The following is a 17,657-nucleotide window of genomic DNA, read 5'->3' on the forward strand; positions in this document are numbered from 1 at the left end:
ACCCAGCACCCGTTCGGGCTGAGCTTGTCGAAGCCCCGCCCTTCACTTGCTATATTCAAAAGAAACGCAGCCCCCTTCGACTGCCTGCTTGCAGCAGGCGCTCAGGTTCAAACGAGTCACGTGCCTCGTTTGAAGCTTCGACAGGCTCTGGGCGAACGGATTTTCCTGACTATATTTTCGCTTAAGGCTGCGGCGCGTCCGCCGGCGGCGCATCGTCCACGGCATCGTCATCGCCATAGGGATCGGGGATCGTCACCTTGGCCGCGCCCTTCTTGCCGGGCGTGGGCATATCCTCGCCATAGATGGGGACCACGCCCTCCGGCGGTGCGCGGCCATGCAGCGCGTCAATTTCCGCCTGCCGCTGCTTCAAGTAGAGATTTTTGTAGACGGTGTAGGGGTCGTCTTCCTTGCGGATCGCCTGGATCGTCTCGTCAAACGCTGCGCGCTCGCCCAACTGGTTCAGGACCGTCGCTGGGATGACATAGGTCGGCTTGTTGAACGGCTTGCCCACGGCGAAGGGAAGGATCATCTTGTCCACCGTGTCGCCAATGATGTCGCGCAGCGTCGTCGGGCCGACGATCGGCAGATACATGTACGGCCCCGGTCCCACGCCATAATAGCCCAGCGTGTTGGCAAGGCCGTTGTTGCGATGCGGCAGATGGAAAGGCTTGCGCTTGGCGACGTCGAACAGGCCCAGGAAGCCCAGCGTCGAATTGACGCCGAAGCGCCCAGCCGTCTCCGCCGCCTTGCCCGGCTTGAACTGGAGCAGATAGGCGGCGAACACAACCGGCTCGCCCAGATTGGAGAAGAAGTTGCGCAGCCCCTTGCGCACCGGACGCGGCAGGCCCTTGTTATAGGCCTTCGCCACCGGCTCCACGACCGCCTTGTCAACCGATTGCACCGCCTCGAAGCTTTTGGCGTTCAACTGCTCCAGCGGATCGCCCTTGGGCGCGCCCTTGTCGCCGGTGACGACAATGTCCTGCCCCGCAGCGTCGGCGGGCGGCGCAGTGGTGGGCGCAACGGACGGCGGCGGGGTTACGACAGCGGGAGCCGCCTGATCCGGCGCAGCGCCGGCCGGCGCGCTATCCTGCAACATGGCGGCGTCCGCAACGGCAGCCATAACCAGTTGCGGCGCATCGGCCTGCGCCTGCGTCCCCATCATCATCATTCCCGCGGCGACGGCCGGCAGCAGCATAATCTTTTCCCTGTTGCGGCCACCGCTCGCTCTCCTGAAGAGCGGACCGTTGTGCGCCCGACGTCCCGGCACTGCTTAATCCGTGTTACATCGGGCAGACACTGCGGCTAGGCGGGATGGCCCCGGCCGTCAATAGCGCCGCCACGCGGCCACCGCTGCCGTAAGGGCATCTGTCGCAGGAAAAGCAGCAACTTACATTTTGATACAAATTACCCAACGCGACTCGTTTGCAATTGCGAGTCGTTCGCGGTATGCGATCCGCCTCATTTCTTGCAGGATTTGTCCCTTTCCGATGCACGGAACCGCCCGCATCCCAACCCAGAAGAAGAAGAGCGCAAAGGCTTTCTGGCTGAAGCAGCTTCATACCTGGCATTGGGTCAGTTCGGCGATCAGCCTCATCGGCCTGCTGCTCTTCGCCTTTACCGGCATCACCCTCAACCATGCCGCCGATGTCGAGGGCGCGCCGCAGACCATTTCGAAAAACGCCACCCTGCCCGCCGATCTGCTGAAACAGGTCGCGGCAGACGATGCGCCTGATACCAAGAAGCCGCTGCCCGCGCCCGTCGCCGCATGGGTGGAAAAGGAAATCGGCCAGAGCGGCGCGGGCGTTGCCGAATGGTCGGCCGACGAAGTCTATCTTCCCCTGCCCCGCCCCGGCGGCGACGGCTGGGTCGCAATCGACCGGCATGAAGGCGCCGTCACCAGCGAAAGCACCAGCCGCGGCTGGATCAGCTATCTCAATGATCTGCACAAGGGCCGCAATGCCGGCGATGCCTGGAAATGGTTCATCGACATTTTCGCGGTCGCCTGCTTCCTGTTCGCCCTCACCGGGCTGCTGCTGCTGCAATTGCACGCAAAGAAGCGCCCGACCACCTGGCCGATCGTTATCGCCGGCCTCGTCATTCCGGCGATCCTCGCCGTCATCTTCATCCATTAAAAGGGGGACTATTCATGCAGATCCGCCACCGCCTGGCCCTGACCGGCACGGCCCTTGGCGCGGCAGGCGCCATCGCGACGCCCGCCACCGCCGAAACGCTCAACCTCAGCGTCGGCATTCCGCGCCTGTCGGTCGCCGAATATCATCGCCCCTATGTCGCCATCTGGATCGAGAAGGAAGGCGCTGCGCCGCGCAGCCTGTCGGTCTGGTATGATGGCGCCAAGCGCAATGGCGAAGGCACCAAATGGCTGCGCGATGTGCGCCAGTGGTGGCGCGCTTCCGGTCGGACGATGAAGTTCCCGGCCGATGGCGTTACCGGCGCCACCCGCGCGCCGGGCGAACAAAAGATCGCCTTCACCACCGGCAAGGGGCCGCTGGGCCAGTTGGCGCCGGGCAACTACACGCTGCTGGTGGAATCCGCGCGCGAAGTTGGCGGCCGTGAAGTCGCCCGCCTGCCCTTCTCCTGGCCGCCCAAACCGGGTGCGACCGTCAAGGCGCAGGGCAGCAGCGAATTGGGCGCCGTCGCCCTCACCTTTGCAAAGTAACAGGGGAAAGACCATGAAAGCCAGGTTCCTGATCGCCGGCGCAATCGCCGCCCTTTCGCTCGCCACCGCCGCGCAGGCGCACCGCCAGTGGATGATGCCCTCCTCCACCACCCTGTCGGGCAATGAAAGCTGGGTCACGGTGGACGCCGCCGTGTCCAACGACCTGTTCTATTTCGAACATTTTCCCATGGGCACCGACAATATCGCTGTCACCGAACCCGATGGCGCAGTTGGCAAGATCGAAAATGCCGCCAAGGGCCGCTATCGCTCGACCTTTGACGTGCATCTGACCAAGCCCGGCAGCTACCGCATCGCCAATGTATCGACCGGCATCATGGGCAGCTACATGTTGAACGGCAAGCAGGAACGCCTGCCGCGCGGCACGACCAAGGACAAGCTGGCAACCGCCATTCCCGCTGGCGCGACCAATGTCCAGACCGCCGAAATGTCCAACCGCAACGAGATTTTCGTGACGCTGGGCGCGCCCACCACCACCATCTTCAAGCCGACCGGCACCGGCATCGAACTGGTGCCCGTCACCCACCCCAATGATCTGGTGTCGGGCGAAGCCGCGACTTTCCAGTTCCTGCTGGACGGTAAGCCTGCCGCCGGCCTCAAGGTCACGGTCATTCCCGGCGGCATTCGTTACCGGGACAGCCTGGGCCAGATGGACCTGACCGCTGACAAGGACGGCAAGGTCGCCGTCACCTGGCCGCAGCCGGGCATGTACTGGCTGAACGCCACGCTTGGCGGCGGCCGTGAAGGCGGCCCCGGCGGGCCGGGCGGCGAAGGCGGCGCTGGTGCCCCCGGTGCTGGCGCACCGTCCGCCCCCCGTCCGCAGGCCCCCGCCGGCCCGCCGCAGCGCCGCGCCTCCTACATCACCACGCTGGAAGTGCTGGCCCCCTGAGCGAGGGCGCACCCCACGGCATCCGCATCGCGATAGCGCCCGACCTGACGCCCGAAACATTCCTCGGGCGTCAGCGGCAGGGCGCTATCGTCGCATTTGGCGGCCCCACCATGGGGACAAGCTGGTCGGCGCAGATCGTTGCGCCCCCGGATGGCTGCGCCGCCGCCATCGAAACGGTGCTGGCGCGCATCATCGACCAGATGAGCAACTGGGAAGCAGATTCGGCCATCAGCCGCTTCAACCGCGCGCCCATTGGCGAATGGATGCCGCTGCCCGCCGACATGATGACCGTGCTGCGCGCCGGGCTGGACATGGCCCGCCTGTCGAACGGCGCCTTTGATCCCGCCATCGGGCGGCTGGTCGACCAATGGGGCTTTGGTCCCGGCATTCCGGGCCAGCCTGCCTATGCCATTCCGGCGCCATGGACCCGGATCGAGGTGGACCGCCATCATGCCCGCCGCCTCGCCGACATAACGCTCGACTTCTCCGGCATCGCCAAGGGCTTCGCCGTCGATGCCGTGGCGCAGGAACTGCGCGATCTGGGCGTCGCCAATTTTCTGGTGGAAATTGGCGGCGAATTGCGCGGCGACGGGATCAAGCCCGATGGCCAGCCCTGGTGGGTCGATGTGGAGGCCCCTCCCGGCCTTGCCATCCCCACCCTGCGCGTGGCGCTCAGCGATTGCGCCATCGCCACATCAGGCGACTATCGCCGCTTCCGCATGCAGGATGACGCACGCCTGTCGCACAGCATTGATCCGGCGACCGGCGCGCCGATCGCGCCGGGCGTCGCCTCCGTCACCGTCCTGCATAACAGCGCCATGCTGGCCGACGCATGGGCCACCGCGATCACCATCCTTGGCCCCGATCGGGGCATGGCGCTCGCCACCCGCAGCGGCCTGGCCGCGCGCCTCGTCCTGCGCCGCGACGCGGGACCGATGGAATATATGACGCCAGCGCTCACCGCGATGCTGGAGTAGGGCATCGTGCGTTAAATCTGGATCACCCAACCTCCGTTCGGGCTGAGCTTGTCGAAGCCCTGCACTTTACCTCGAATACGATTAAGAAAAGTGCAGCCCTTCGACAGGCTCAGGGCGAACGGATCATATTTAAAGCGCGATGCTCTAAAAACAAAAAAAGGGTCGGAAGATCGCTCTCCCGGCCCTTTTTCAATCTCTCTGCCTCGGCGGTTAGCCGACGAAGGCGCGCTCGATCACGAACTGGCCCGGCGCCGCATTGGAGCCTTCGGTAAAACCCTGCTCCTCGAAATAAGCGCCGAACTGCTTGATCATCTCCATGCTGCCGCACATCATGATCCGGTCGGTCTCGGGATCGAACTTGGCCGCACCCGGAATCCCCTCGAACAGCGCGCCGCTCTCGACCAGCTTGTCGATCCGCGTCGTGTGCCCGTCAAACGGCTCGCGCGTCACGGTCGGCACATAATGGAACTGGCCGGCGGCCTGTTCCGACACCAGCGGATCTTCGCTCCATTTGCCTTCCATTTCCTCGCGGAACGCCAGATCGCTGACCCGGCGCACCGAATGGACGACGACGACCTGCTCGTAAAATTCATAGACGTCCGGGTCGCGCGGCAGGCTCAGGAACGGGGCCAGCCCAGTGCCGGTCGACAGCATGATCAACCGCTTGCCCGGCAGCAGCGCGTCGGTGACAAGCGTGCCGGTCGGCTTGCGGCCCAGATAAATCTGGTCGCCCGGCTCGATCTTCTGGAGCTTGCTGGTCAGCGGACCATCCTGCACCTTGATTGACAGAAATTCGATTTCCTCGTCCCATGACGGGCTGGCGATCGAATAGGCGCGCAGCAGCGGCTTGCCATTGTCGCCCTTCAGGCCGATCATGATGAACTCACCCGACCGGAAACGGAAGCTGGCGGGGCGCGTGATGCGGAAACTGAACAGATGCTCGTTCCAGTGCTTCACCGACAGCACGGTTTCCACGGAAAGCGCGCCGGTGGGTTCCAGTACCGGCTTTTCGATCGTCACGTCGGTCAACACCTTATCCTTGCATATCGTCTGCATCGCCTGCACGCGATGCCTTTTGCGGATCGTTCGCAATAAACGCTAAATCCGCGAATGGCCCTTCCGCACCGGGATGACAAGGCCAAAAAAACTTGCAGCAGACAAAGGGCGTCCTTTCTGGCCGCCCTCGCTCCCGGGTTTTCAGCCGAACAGACCTTTGGCGATCCCGCCCAGTTCGTTGAGCGGATTGCCATCCCCATCCTTGTCGAAAAAGCCGCCCAGCTTGCCCAGGATCGCTTCCGGCCCGCCGAACGCGCCGAGCAGTTCCTGCAACTTGTCGGCCGACACGCCATGTTCGGCCGCCGTCTCCGCCAGCGCCGATACGCTTGTTTCGCCCGATCCGATCTTCGCGCTGATTTCGCTCATCAGGCCCTGCATCTGTTCGGGGCTGACGCCGATCTGCGCCGCGATCGCTTCCAGCCCACCGAATTTGCCGATCATATCTTCGAACATGCCCTTGCACTCCCGCAAAAGATTGGCCGCCAGAATAGCAGTTTACATCCTTAACCCAAAGCAAAAGAGCCGGAAGGCAATCCTCCCGGCTCTTTTGCTTCGTGTTCCTGCGAAAGCAGGAGCCCAGTCCAGCGCTCTCGCCTGCTTGCATCGGCGGAACTGGGTTGCTGCTTCCGCAGCAACACCGATTCCTTATCAGGCGGCGGTCAGCGCCGCGCTGCGCACGCCTTCGTCGACATGGTCCACGAACTGCGCGAAATTGTCCACGAACGCCTTGACCAGCGTCAGCGCGGTCGCGTCATAGGCTTCCTTGTCGGCCCACATGGCGCGCGGGTCGAGAATGGTCGACTCCACGCCATTGACCGCAACCGGCACGTCGAAGCCGAAATTCGGATCGGTGCGGAACTCGGCGCTGTTCAGGCTGCCGTCGAGCGCAGCGTTCAGCAGCGCGCGCGTCACCTTGATCGGCATGCGCTTGATCCCCGGCATCGTCGCCTTGCCGCCGGCCCAGCCAGTATTGACCAGCCAGCAGGTGACGCCGCCCTTGTTGATCCGCTCCTTGAGCAGATTGCCATAGACGCTGGGATGACGCGGCATGAACGGCGCGCCAAAGCAGGTCGAGAAGGTGGCGGTCGGCTCGGTCACGCCGATCTCGGTCCCCGCGACGCGCGCGGTATAGCCCGACAGGAAATGATACATCGCCTGTTCCGGGGTCAGCCGCGCGATCGGCGGCAGAACCCCGTAAGCATCGGCCGTCAGGAAGATGATATTCTTGGGCACCGGCCCCAGATTCTTCTCCGACGTGTTCGGGATGAAGTCGATCGGGTAGGAACCGCGGCTGTTTTCGGCCAGACTATTGTCGTCCAGGTCGATGACGCGGGTTTCCTCGTCGATCACGACATTTTCCAGCACCGTGCCGAACCGCTTGGTCGTGGCGAAGATTTCCGGTTCGGCCTCGGCCGACAGGTTGATCATCTTGGCATAGCAGCCGCCTTCGAAATTGAAGACCGCCGTGTCCGACCAGCCATGTTCGTCGTCGCCGATCAAAGTCCGCGATGCATCGGCCGACAGCGTCGTCTTGCCCGTGCCCGACAGGCCAAAGAAGACCGCCGTATCGCCGTCCGCGCCGATATTGGCCGAACAGTGCATCGGCATCACGCCCTTCACCGGCAACAGATAATTGAGGATGCCGAACACCGACTTCTTCATTTCGCCGGCATAGCTGGTGCCGCCGATCAGGATCAGCTTCTCGGTGAAGTTGACCGCGATCACGGTTTCGCTGCGGCTGCCGTGGCGGGCCGGATCGGCCTTGAAGGTCGGCAAGTCGATGATGGTATATTCGGGCGCAAAGCCCGCCAGTTCATCGGCGCCGGGACGCACCAGCAGCGTGCGGATGAACAGATTGTGCCAGGCGCGCTCGTTGATGACGCGCACATTCACGCGATGTTCGGGCTGCGATCCGCCGAACAGGTCGGCGACGTACAGCGTGTCCTTCTCGCCCAGCGCCTTGAAGAAATCCTCCTTCAGCGCGGCGAAATGCTCCGGCGTCATGGGCACGTTGGTCTTGCCCCACCATACGGTGCTTTCCGTCTCGGCATCCTTGACGATGAACTTGTCGCTGGCCGAACGGCCGGTGTGTTTGCCGGTCTTCACGACCAGCGGGCCGTCTTTCGACAGGATTCCTTCGCCATTGCGGATGGCCGCTTCCACCAGCGGCGCAGTGCCCAGATTCCAATGCTGGGTGGCACGCGTAGAGATGCCCTGGTCCGCCAGGGTGATTGAGGATGTGGCCTGCACGCCTTTACTCCTGATATGTGTTATCGCCGTTTCATCATTATGTTCACGACCGATCTGCCCATTGAGCGCCGCCTGTTGGTCCGGCAACGTCTCTCCCTGCTGACACGCAATGGCATAAGGCTTTGCAGCCATAGCGTCAAATCCCTGCGGTCAGCCGTCCGTCCCGAATATCGACACCCATGCGGCAGCATCCCCTGCGCACCCCTTTCTTGCGACGATGGGCGGCATGGTCTAACGCTCGGCTTCACCCTGCCCTTCCGATCTTCTGGGATGCCGCATGACCGCAACCATCGCCCTGGTGGATGACGACAAGAATATCCTGACTTCGGTATCGATCGCCCTCCAGACGGAGGGGTTCCTGACGCGCATCTATTCCGATCCGGAAGGCGCGCTGAAGGCCCTGCTCGACAATCCGGCCGACCTCGCCGTCTTCGACATCAAGATGCCTCGCATGGATGGCCTCGAACTGCTGCGCCGGCTGCGGGAAAAGAGCCAGATGCCGGTCATCTTCCTGACATCCAAGGCGGATGAACTGGACGAAGCGCTGGGCCTGGCGATGGGCGCGGACGATTATATCTCGAAACCCTTTTCGCAGCGGCTGCTGATCGCCCGCATCCGCGCCATCCTGCGCCGGGCGGAAGTCAGCAAGATGCCCGAAACGCCGGATGAACCCGCCGCCGAACCGATCGTGCGCGGCCGGCTGGAGATGGACCCGGCCCGCCATCGGGTGAAGTGGAACGGACAGGACGTCACCCTGACCGTCACCGAATTTCTGATCCTGGAAACGCTGGCCGCCCGGCCCGGCGTGGTCAAGAACCGCAACCAGTTGATGGATGCGGCTTATCAGGACGACGTCTATGTCGACGACCGCACGATCGACAGCCATATCAAGCGGCTTCGCCGCAAATTCCGCGAGGTGGATTCCGACTTCGATGCAATCGACACGCTCTATGGCGCCGGCTACCGATTCTCCGAAGAATGAAGGCGTGCCGCTGGCGGTGCGCTGGTCGGGGCGGCTCAGCCTCACGCCGCGCATTCTGGCGGTCAACGTGTTCGCGCTCGCCTTGCTGGCGGGCGGCTTCTTCTATCTCGACAGCTATCGCACCCGTATCGTCGATGACCGGCTGGAACAGTCTGCGCGGGAGCTCAAGCTGCTCGCCATCGGCCTCGACAATGCCCCTGCCGACCGGCAGGACGCGCTGATCGCCGCTTACTCGCGCCAGACCGGCGATCGGGTGCGCCGCTATGCGCCCACCGGCGCCCGCATCGCCGACAGTTTCGCCATGGATGCCCCGCGCTACCGCCTGCGCTCGCCGGCGGATGAGGAATGGCAGCGCCATGTCGCCCGCTTCCTCGACAAGATGGTGGACAAGGTGGTGTCCGCCGACCGGCCGCCCGATTTCGAGGAGCCGGCCGTCGACCGCGCCGATGCCTGGCCCGAACTGAAAGTGGCGCGCAAGACCGGCCAGCCTCAGGCAGCGAACCGTTATGCGCCCGACCGCACCTTCATGATCTCGGCGGCGGTGGCGATGCGCGATGGCGGCAGCCTGCTGGCGACGGAAAATGCGCGCGACATCACCCGCATCGTGCGCGCCGAACGCTTCCGCCTCGGCATCGTGCTGGGCGCGGCGGTTCTGGCCTCGGTCCTGCTCTCGCTTTTCCTCGCCCGCACCATCGTCCAGCCGCTTCAGCGCCTTGCCCGCGCCGCCGTGCGCGTGCGCCTGGGCCGCGCCCGATCGGTCACGGTGCCGCGCCTGCCCGAACGACGCGACGAAATCGGCATGCTCGCCCGCGCCCTGTCCGACATGAGCCATGCGCTGCGCCAGCGGATCGACGCGACCGACGCCTTCGCCGCCGACGTATCCCATGAACTCAAGAACCCGATCGCCTCGCTGCGCTCCGCCCTTGACGCGCTCGACCGGGTCGACCGGCCGGACCTGCGCGCGCAACTCATGGCGATCGCGCAGGATGACGTGCGACGGCTCGATCGCCTCGTCACCGACATTGCCGAAGCATCGCGCGTCGACGCCGAACTCTCCCGCACCCGTTTCGAACCGATCGACCTTGGCCTGCTGATCGAACGGATGGTCATCGCCCGCGAGGCGCGCGGCGTGCCGCGCAGCGTCCGCCTCGCCTTCGCCCGCCCGCGCAAGGATGTGGCCGTGGTGCTGGGGGAAGAAGGCCGGCTGATCCGCGTGCTCGACAATCTGATCGACAATGCCGTCTCCTTCTCCCCCGACGGCGGCCTCGTCCAGATCATCGCCACCGTCGCCGACGACGAAGTGCTGGTCAGCGTCGAGGATGAAGGCCCCGGCGTCCCGAAATCCGAACGCGAACATATCTTCCGCCGCTTCCACAGCGTCCGGCCGGAAGGGGAGGCATTCGGCAAGCATTCGGGTCTTGGCCTCGCCATCGCGCGGTCGATCGTGGAAGGGCATCAGGGCAAGATCGCCATCGGCGACCGCGAAGATGCGCAAAATGGCGCGCGCTTCGTCGTTCGCCTGCCCATGGCGGTGGCGCGCGACCCCGGCATCGTGTCGGAATAGGATCAAGGGTCGGAATTAACGCCATTTCCTTCCGCACCGACACAGGCTAGTGGATTGATTTTGACATTTGCATTCCCTGGCGGCTGGGATGGGTCTGCAAATGTCAAAATCGTAAAATCCACTAGAATCAAATATTCCTAGTGGTCCGAACAGATTCTGACATTCGTGTGCGGCATCGCTTCAAGCGGTACCGAATGTCAGAATCGGACCACTAGAACGGTGCAGGGGATTATGGCGCGCGCACTTTCATCTGAAACGCTTCACGCGACCAGCGTGGCCATTGGCGGCCGCGCCGTTCTGCTGTCCGGTCCCAGCGGCAGCGGCAAGTCAGACCTTGGCCTGCGGCTCATCGATCGCGGCGGACAGTTGGTCAGCGACGATTATACGCTGGTCCAGCGCATCGACGGCCACCTGATCGCCACCGCGCCCGCAACGATCGCGGGCCGCATGGAGGTGCGCGGCCTGGGCATTGTCGATCTTCCCGCCATTGCCGACGCGCCCGTCGGCCTTATCGTCATGCTGTTCGACAAGGTGGACCGGATGCCGATGCAACCGATGCGCCGCACTGTTGCCGGCATCGACGTGCCGGTGATCAAGATCGCCCCGTTCGAAACCTCCGCCCCGATCAAGGTCGAACTGGCGCTCAAGGCCCATGGGCTGGAAGGTCCGAGCCCGGCATGACCCAGCCCAAGACCATTCTTCTCCTGTCCGGCCTGTCGGGCGCGGGCAAGACCACGGCGCTCAAGACGCTGGAGGATATGGGCTGGGAAGTGGTGGACAATATCCCCCTCGTCCTGCTCGACCGCCTGCTCGACACCCCCCTGCCCGCCGGCCATGCCGGTGAGGATGAACGGCCGCTGGCGCTCGGCATCGACGCGCGCACCCGGGGCTTTGACGCGGGCGCCATCGTCCAGCGGATCAAGGCGCTGCGCGAGCGCCATGGCCATGATGTCGAAACCCTGTTCCTCGACTGTTCAGGCACCGAACTGGAGCGCCGTTTCGCCGAGACCCGCCGTCGCCATCCGCTGGCGCTGGACCGGCCGGCGGCCGACGGCATCGCGCGCGAACGCGAACTGACCGAACCGCTGCGCCGCTGGGCCAGCCAGGTGATCGACACCACCAGCTTCACCAGCAACGCCCTGCAACAGGAAATGCGCAATCGCTTCTCGATTGAGGGGCTGTCGGCGCCGGTTCTGACCATATTGTCCTTCGGCTATTCGCGCGGCGTGCCGCGCAATGCCGATCTGATGTTCGACATGCGCTTCCTGCGCAACCCGCATTGGGAAGAGGATCTGCGCCCCAAAACCGGGCTGGAGCCGGACGTCGCCGCCTATATTCAGGCGGACCCCGCCTATGAAGAGGCGGTCGGCCGGATAGAAGATCTGCTCCTCCTGCTCCTGCCCCGCTACGCAGAAGGCGGAAAAGCCTATATCACCGTGGCCTTTGGCTGCACGGGCGGCAAGCATCGTTCCGTCCATGTCGCCACGCGGGTCGCGAAACACTTGCAAGAGGCGGGCTTTTCGCCCACGGTCTTGCACCGCAATATAGAATCGTCGCCCCAGAATAGTCTGGAGAAGCGCCGACCGGGAGGCCCGAAAGCATAATCATGACACAGGTGGGCCAGGCAAGCGCATGATCGGACTCGTACTCGTCACCCATGGGTCGCTCGCGACGGAATTTGTCGTGGCGATGGAACATGTCGTCGGCCCGCAAACGCAGATCGATACGATCTGCATCGGCCCCGAAGACGATATGGAATTGCGCCGCGCGGACATCGCCGCCGCGGTCGCCCGCGTCAATGACGGGTCGGGCGTGATCCTGCTGACCGATCTGTTCGGCGGCACCCCGTCCAACCTCGCCATCTCGCTGCTCAAGGCCGGGGAGATAGAGGTGATCGCCGGCATCAACCTGCCCATGCTGATCCGTCTGGAAAGCGCGCGCAAGGTGATGGATGTGCGCGCCGCGGTGGCCGCCGCGCGCGAAGCCGGTCAGAAATATATCAGCGTCGCATCGGAATTGTTGGGCAGCAGCACATGAATGAAATCAGCCAGGAAGTCCGTATCAGCAACAAGCGCGGCCTTCACGCCCGCGCCAGCGCCAAATTCGTGACCCTGGCCAGCGGCCTGCCCGCCGACATCACCGTCAGCAAGGACGGCAATCATGTCACCGGCACATCGATCATGGGCCTGATGATGCTGGGCGCGGCGATGGGCGATCATATCACCATCAAGGCCGCCGGCCCCGAAGCCGTCGATTCGCTCGGCAAGCTGGTGACTTTGGTCGAGGACAAGTTCGGCGAGGAATGACCTCCGCGTAACAATCTGTCCCGACCCGGCAATGAAATGTCCGATTCGGCGGGAAATATGCGAAGTTAGTGGGGCGGAAGGGAAAACCCGCACCACTCCGTTCGGTTCGAGCTTGTCGAGAACCCTGCGCGCCAACTTCTCGACGGACGGATCCATTCTAAGCGATATTTCGCGCCGAAATTCTATTTCGCGTAGCGCCCTTCGGCCACCCATTTCGCCGTCAGCGCCTTGGCCGCATCAACATCCTGCGGAAAGTCGACCTCCTGCCACTCCAGCCCCTCGATCGAGGCGGTGCCCACGCGATTGCCCTTGGCGATGATGTCGATCGCGCGCAGATACCAGCGCTCCACCCCCTCGGGCGTGCGCATCATCTGATCGATCTGGTTGCGGAAGATCGCCGGGCCCTCGCCGGTGAAGGCCAGCATGCCGATCGATTCGGCATTGGTGTCGGGCGGCAGCAACCGCTTGCCGATATGGTGCAGCCGGCCGCTTTCGTCCCGGCTCACCTTCATGTCGTCATCATCATAATCGCCATCGGGCTTCACATCGACGGTTACGGTGATCGCATCCTGCGCGCCGGCGATCAGCTTCGCGACGATCTCGTCGGAAATGATGGTATCGCCATTCAGGATGATGAAGTCCTTGTCCATCTCCTCCCGCACGATCCAGCAGGTGCCCAGATTGTCGGCCACCTGAAAGAAGGGGTTGAACACGGTGCGGATGCGCACGCCGGTGTCGCGGTACAACTGCAACGCATGATCCTCGACCCGTTCGGTGCGAAACCCGGTGACGACGACGATGTCGGTCACGCCATTGGCCGCCAGCGCCGCGACCTGCCAGCTGATCAGGCTGCGGCCGTTGAACGCGATCATGCACTTGGGCACGTCGCGGGTCAGGGGAAGCAGGCGCGAGCCTTGGCCGGCGGACAGGATGATGGCTTTGGTGATCGTCATGACGCGGCTGTTAACGGCCAATCTTGCCAAAAAAAAGGCGGCATTTGCACTGGGTCCGTCGCTCGCCTAAAGGCCGCCCTGAAAGAACCGTTCGGGCTGAGCCTGTCGGGCCGAAGGCAGCCGTAAGGCTAACCCCTGCTCTTTCTTTTCCGCGCAGGAAGGGAGGGCAGCCCTTCGACAAGCTCAGGGCGAACGGGTTTAAGAGGCAGGGACCGGCAGTCCATATGATGTTCAAGCGCGGATCGGGCGCGGCAGGCGATGGTTTCGCCCGCATCCTGGCCAATACCGGCTGGCTGCTCGGCGGCAAGGGCGTGGGCGCGGTGCTCAGCCTCGCCTATCTCGCCATCGTCACCCGCACCCTGGGGGTGGAGGATTTCGGACGCTTCGCGCTGGTGCTCAGCGCCGCCAACGTCATCAAGGCGCTGACCAGCTTCGACAGCTGGCAGATCGTCGTGCGCTATGGCCAGCCGCATCTGGCGCAGGGCAATGGCGACGCGCTCAACCGCGTGCTGCGCTTCTGCATCGTCATCGATCTCGCCTCCGCGCTGGTGGGCGGCGCGGTCGCCGCCGCGATCATCCTGCTGTTCGGCAACATGCTGGAACTGGAACCGGGCGCCGGGCTTCAGGCATGGCTGTTCTGCATGGTGATGATGATCACCATCCGGTCCAGCCCGACCGGCGTGCTGCGCCTGTTCGACCGCTTCGATTCGGCTGCCTTTGCCGAAACCATGATCCCGGTGGGCCGCATGATCGGCGCGATCGTCGCCTGGGTGGTCATGCCCGACATCACCGGCTTCCTGATCGCCTGGGCCTTTGCCGAACTGGTCTGCGCTATCGCCTATTGGTGGCTGGCGGTCCGGGTCGGCGGCGACCGGATCGGCAGCTGGCGCGCGGGCCGCGCGCTCGATGCGCGCCATGAAAATCCCGGCATCATCGGCTTCCTGACCGCCACCAACCTTCAGACCAGCCTGGGGTCGATCGGTCAGCAGGTCGCGGTGCTGATCGTCGGCGCCTTTGTCGGCCCGACCGGCGCGGGCCTGTATCGCCTCGCCAATCAGCTCGCCAATTCGCTGACCAAGATCAGCAGCCTGCTCTCGCGCAGCATCTTCGTCGAACTGTCCCGAACCAGCACCCATGGCAAGGAAGCGCTGGGCGCGCTGTTCCGCCGCACCAACAAGCTGGCGCTGGCGGCGGGCGCGGTCATCATCGGCCTGATCCTGACGATCGGCCATCCGCTGCTGGGGCTGATCGCGGGCAAGGAATTTCTGCCTGCCTATCCGCTGCTGCTGATGCTGGGCGTGGCGGCCTGTATCGACCTGATCGGGGTCAGCTATCGCCCGCTGCTGATGGCGACCGATCGGGCCAGCCTGTCGCTGCGCATCACTTTCGTATCGACGCTGCTGCTGCTGGGCCTGCAATCGGCGCTGCTGCCGCTTTACGACACCAAAGGCGCGGCGATGGCGAACATCCTGTCCTCACTCGCCAGCTTCGCGATGATGGGCCTCGCCAGCCGTCGCGCCATGCGCAGTTGATAAAGATAAACCGTTTGCCCTGAGCCTGTCGAAGGGCTGCACTTCTTGAAGAAACGAACAGGGTTTAGCCTTACGGCTGCCTTCGGCCCGACACGCTCAACCCGAACGGTGGGCAATAGAACCGCCCCCGCCCTTTTGACTTTTCAGTCGGCTTCTTCGACCGGCGCGCCAGGACCGTTCTTCAGAACCGATTCGATCGCGTTCTTTGCCCCCGCCTTGCTGGCATAGCCTTCGGTCCAGAAGATGGTTTCGCTATTATATTTGAACTTGGCGACGAACTCGCCCGCCTTGTTCTTCTCGATCACGAATTTGTGCGCCATGGCTTGTCTCCAGACCCGTTTCGTCAGCGAAACCGATCTGGACAATAGGCCCGCGAATCGACGCTGGCAATGGCCGACGGAGAGGCAGCGCCAGTGATGATCGCCGCCGCCAACAGGGCCGCCGCCGGCGCTGTCTGAATGCCAAAGCCTCCCTGCCCGGCGAACCAGAAGAACCCCGGCGCGGTCGGATCAAAGCCATAAACCGGCGCGCGGTCAGGCGCGAAGCTGCGCAACCCCGCCCATCTGTGCACGATCCTGCCGATCCCCCAGTCCACCGCCTCCTCGAACCGGGCGACCGCTTCGGCCACCGCCAGCTCTTCGGGCGCGGCGTCACAGGGCGGCGACGGCTCCTCATCATGCGGGGTCAGCCAGATGCGGTTGCGTCCCTCCGGCTTGAAGTAAAAACGCGCCTGCATATCCATGATCAGCGGCAGATCGGGCGATGGCAGGTCGGGCACATCGATCTGCACCACAGTCCGCCGCAAGGGCGTAATGCCCACCGGCGCGACGCCGCATGCCCTCGCCACATCATCGGCCCATGCTCCGGCCGCATTGACCAGCAAGCCGCAATGGATCGCCCCGTCGCGCGTCTCGATCCGCCAGCCGCCTTCCTCCCGACGCGCGGCTTCCAGCCGGGTCGCCAGCCTGACCTCGCCGCCCAATCGCTCCAGCTTGCGCAGATAGGATTGATGCAGCGCCGCTACGTCGATGTCCTGGCAGCTCGCCTCCATCACGCCCAGCGTCCAACCCGGCCGCAGCCCCGGCACCAGTGCAACCGGATCGACAGGCTGCAAATCGACTCGCCCGGCAAAGGCGTCCAGAAACGCATCGCGCCGCGGCTCATCCCCCGGCCGCCCGATATGCAGCGTGCCGCGCGGCGACAGGAAACTGCCGTCATGAAATTCGGGATCTGGCGCGGACAGCATCGGCCCGGATGCGGTCGTCAGCGGCTGAACCACCGGCCCGCCATAGGTTTCTTCCCAAAAGGCGACCGAGCGCCCGGTGGCGTGATAGCCGGCGCGATCCTCCATCTCCAGCACCACCACATGGGCATGGGCGGCCAGTTCAGCGCCCAGGCTGGCCCCTGCCATGCCGCCGCCAACGATCACGATGTCAGGATGATTCAACGGGCATTCTCGTCCAGAAAGGCGTCGATCCGGCGCAACGCATCGAGCCGGACCGGATCGAGTTCGCGCAATATTTCATGCGCCGCTTCGGGGCCATAGACATGCAAATGCGCGCCGGCAATGCGCGCCGCCACCCGGCGGATGACCGGGGTGGACACGAGTTGATCGGCCGACGTCGCCAGAATCAGCAGCGGCGTGGCGATCTGCGCCACCGCCTCCCCCTCGGCTAGCGCCCGAGTCGATTCGAGCGCCTGCAGCACCCAGTTCCAGCTCGGCGGCCCGAGCGCGATCTCGCGGCTATGGTCGCGCCACCACAATTCGTCGGCATAGCGATCCGGGTCATGCGTCAGTCTTTTCTGCCGCAACCGGCGCAACCGTTCCGAATGTTCCTTCTGCGTCCAGGCCCGTTTCTTGCCATGCCCGCGCGCCACCATGACCCGCGCGATCGCCACCGCCAGCCAGCGCGGCAAGGGCGCGCTATGCAGCCCCAGCATCGGTGCGACCGCCACGGCGGCATCGGGTGGCGGCATTCCTTCGGCCAGCGCGCGCACCAGCATATGCCCGCCCATGCTGTGCGCGACCATCGCGGTGGGGCCATGCCCCTCCTTCCGCCATTCCTCCGCTATACCTTTGAGATCAGTGATATAATCGGCAAAGTCATTGATATGACCGCATAGCGGATCATCGGTCAGCCGGCCTGACCCGCCCTGCCCGCGCCAGTCGAAACTGGTGACGGCCCAGCCGCGCATCACCCAATAGTGGACGACCTCGAGATATTTCTCGATCATGTCGCCGCGCCCGCCCAGCACCAGCATCCGCCCGCGCGCACCATCGCCCAGCCGGTAGCGGCGGATCGCCCAGCCATCGGCCGCATGCCAGTAATCCAGCCGCCCGCCAACGGGCCACGCCCGCCGATCGATCGGCAAGGCGGCGTGCGCGAACTGGAAATCAGGTGAATCCATAGGCGATGGTTACTCTTTGGTAAGCCATAAGGTCTAGGGACAGA

At 64.2% G+C, this 17,657-nt stretch carries 19 protein-coding genes; 11 read left to right on the top strand and 8 right to left on the bottom strand.

Annotated features, from left to right (window positions below):
• Positions 1-181 precede the first annotated feature (181 nt).
• A complete protein-coding gene (locus ACFOKF_RS13465) occupies positions 182-1,195 on the bottom strand; it encodes an MlaA family lipoprotein (RefSeq protein ID WP_380796219.1) in 1,014 nt (337 codons plus the stop codon).
• Between the two features lie 292 nt (positions 1,196-1,487).
• On the opposite strand from ACFOKF_RS13465, the gene ACFOKF_RS13470 reads away from it, so the two are divergent.
• The 4 genes from ACFOKF_RS13470 to ACFOKF_RS13485 all read left to right on the top strand — a co-directional run bounded on the left by ACFOKF_RS13470 (position 1,488) and on the right by ACFOKF_RS13485 (position 4,561).
• The gene (locus ACFOKF_RS13470; RefSeq protein WP_380796220.1) at positions 1,488-2,132 is read left to right on the top strand and encodes a PepSY-associated TM helix domain-containing protein; all 645 of its coding nucleotides are present in this window, start codon (positions 1,488-1,490) and stop codon (positions 2,130-2,132) included.
• Positions 2,133-2,146: 14 nt separating this feature from the next.
• Entirely contained in the window at positions 2,147-2,677 is a 531-nt protein-coding gene (locus ACFOKF_RS13475; protein ID WP_380796222.1) for a DUF2271 domain-containing protein, read from the top strand.
• A gap of 13 nt (positions 2,678-2,690) precedes the next feature.
• Entirely contained in the window at positions 2,691-3,584 is an 894-nt protein-coding gene (locus ACFOKF_RS13480; RefSeq protein ID WP_380796223.1) for a DUF4198 domain-containing protein, read from the top strand.
• A gap of 110 nt (positions 3,585-3,694) precedes the next feature.
• Entirely contained in the window at positions 3,695-4,561 is an 867-nt protein-coding gene (locus ACFOKF_RS13485) for an FAD:protein FMN transferase (protein ID WP_380796225.1), read from the top strand.
• Positions 4,562-4,771: 210 nt separating this feature from the next.
• Here the strand turns inward: ACFOKF_RS13485 and ACFOKF_RS13490 are convergent, their stop codons facing one another.
• From ACFOKF_RS13490 to ACFOKF_RS13500, 3 genes are all read right to left on the bottom strand, one after another.
• The gene (locus tag ACFOKF_RS13490; protein WP_380796226.1) at positions 4,772-5,590 is read right to left on the bottom strand and encodes a ferredoxin--NADP reductase; all 819 of its coding nucleotides are present in this window, start codon (positions 5,588-5,590) and stop codon (positions 4,772-4,774) included.
• Between the two features lie 168 nt (positions 5,591-5,758).
• On the bottom strand, positions 5,759-6,070 hold the full coding sequence (locus tag ACFOKF_RS13495; RefSeq protein WP_380796228.1) for a hypothetical protein: 312 nt from the start codon (positions 6,068-6,070) through the stop codon (positions 5,759-5,761).
• Positions 6,071-6,265: 195 nt separating this feature from the next.
• Entirely contained in the window at positions 6,266-7,867 is a 1,602-nt protein-coding gene (locus ACFOKF_RS13500; protein WP_380797807.1) for a phosphoenolpyruvate carboxykinase, read from the bottom strand.
• A gap of 277 nt (positions 7,868-8,144) precedes the next feature.
• Here ACFOKF_RS13500 and ACFOKF_RS13505 point away from each other — a divergent pair, with 277 nt between their 5' ends.
• From ACFOKF_RS13505 to ACFOKF_RS13530, 6 genes are all read left to right on the top strand, one after another.
• Entirely contained in the window at positions 8,145-8,849 is a 705-nt protein-coding gene (locus tag ACFOKF_RS13505) for a response regulator (protein ID WP_380796229.1), read from the top strand.
• Complete coding sequence (locus ACFOKF_RS13510; RefSeq protein ID WP_380796231.1) at positions 8,818-10,413, top strand: sensor histidine kinase; 1,596 nt, start codon at positions 8,818-8,820, stop codon at positions 10,411-10,413. Before ACFOKF_RS13505 ends, ACFOKF_RS13510 begins: the two co-directional genes overlap by 32 nt.
• A gap of 231 nt (positions 10,414-10,644) precedes the next feature.
• Positions 10,645-11,094, top strand: coding sequence for an HPr kinase/phosphorylase (locus tag ACFOKF_RS13515; RefSeq protein ID WP_380796233.1), 450 nt, complete (start codon positions 10,645-10,647; stop codon positions 11,092-11,094).
• A complete protein-coding gene (gene rapZ / locus ACFOKF_RS13520; RefSeq protein ID WP_380796234.1) occupies positions 11,091-12,017 on the top strand; it encodes an RNase adapter RapZ in 927 nt (308 codons plus the stop codon). Before ACFOKF_RS13515 ends, rapZ begins: the two co-directional genes overlap by 4 nt.
• A 28-nt stretch (positions 12,018-12,045) precedes the next feature.
• On the top strand, positions 12,046-12,450 hold the full coding sequence (locus ACFOKF_RS13525) for a PTS sugar transporter subunit IIA (protein ID WP_380796235.1): 405 nt from the start codon (positions 12,046-12,048) through the stop codon (positions 12,448-12,450).
• On the top strand, positions 12,447-12,719 hold the full coding sequence (locus tag ACFOKF_RS13530; RefSeq protein WP_380796236.1) for an HPr family phosphocarrier protein: 273 nt from the start codon (positions 12,447-12,449) through the stop codon (positions 12,717-12,719). Before ACFOKF_RS13525 ends, ACFOKF_RS13530 begins: the two co-directional genes overlap by 4 nt.
• Before the next feature lie 182 nt (positions 12,720-12,901).
• Here the strand turns inward: ACFOKF_RS13530 and ACFOKF_RS13535 are convergent, their stop codons facing one another.
• Positions 12,902-13,672 carry a phosphocholine cytidylyltransferase family protein gene (locus ACFOKF_RS13535; protein WP_380796238.1) on the bottom strand — a complete coding sequence of 257 codons (771 nt, stop codon included), beginning with the start codon at positions 13,670-13,672 and terminating at the stop codon, positions 12,902-12,904.
• Between the two features lie 224 nt (positions 13,673-13,896).
• Here ACFOKF_RS13535 and ACFOKF_RS13540 point away from each other — a divergent pair, with 224 nt between their 5' ends.
• Entirely contained in the window at positions 13,897-15,204 is a 1,308-nt protein-coding gene (locus ACFOKF_RS13540) for a lipopolysaccharide biosynthesis protein (protein WP_380796240.1), read from the top strand.
• A gap of 143 nt (positions 15,205-15,347) precedes the next feature.
• Here the strand turns inward: ACFOKF_RS13540 and ACFOKF_RS13545 are convergent, their stop codons facing one another.
• Genes ACFOKF_RS13545 through ACFOKF_RS13555 form a run of 3 tightly spaced genes read right to left on the bottom strand, consistent with a single transcriptional unit; the run spans position 15,348 to position 17,613 of the window.
• Positions 15,348-15,524: a YegP family protein gene (locus ACFOKF_RS13545; protein WP_082462619.1), complete on the bottom strand. Its 177-nt coding sequence runs from the start codon at positions 15,522-15,524 to the stop codon at positions 15,348-15,350.
• A gap of 23 nt (positions 15,525-15,547) precedes the next feature.
• Entirely contained in the window at positions 15,548-16,651 is a 1,104-nt protein-coding gene (locus ACFOKF_RS13550) for an NAD(P)/FAD-dependent oxidoreductase (protein WP_380796242.1), read from the bottom strand.
• On the bottom strand, positions 16,648-17,613 hold the full coding sequence (locus tag ACFOKF_RS13555; protein ID WP_380796243.1) for an alpha/beta fold hydrolase: 966 nt from the start codon (positions 17,611-17,613) through the stop codon (positions 16,648-16,650). The genes ACFOKF_RS13550 and ACFOKF_RS13555 overlap by 4 nt, the downstream gene beginning before the upstream one ends.
• Positions 17,614-17,657: the final 44 nt, after the last annotated feature.

The organism is Sphingobium rhizovicinum (assembly GCF_042647625.1).
In the GTDB taxonomy this organism is placed as follows: Bacteria; Pseudomonadota; Alphaproteobacteria; order Sphingomonadales; family Sphingomonadaceae; genus Sphingobium; species Sphingobium rhizovicinum.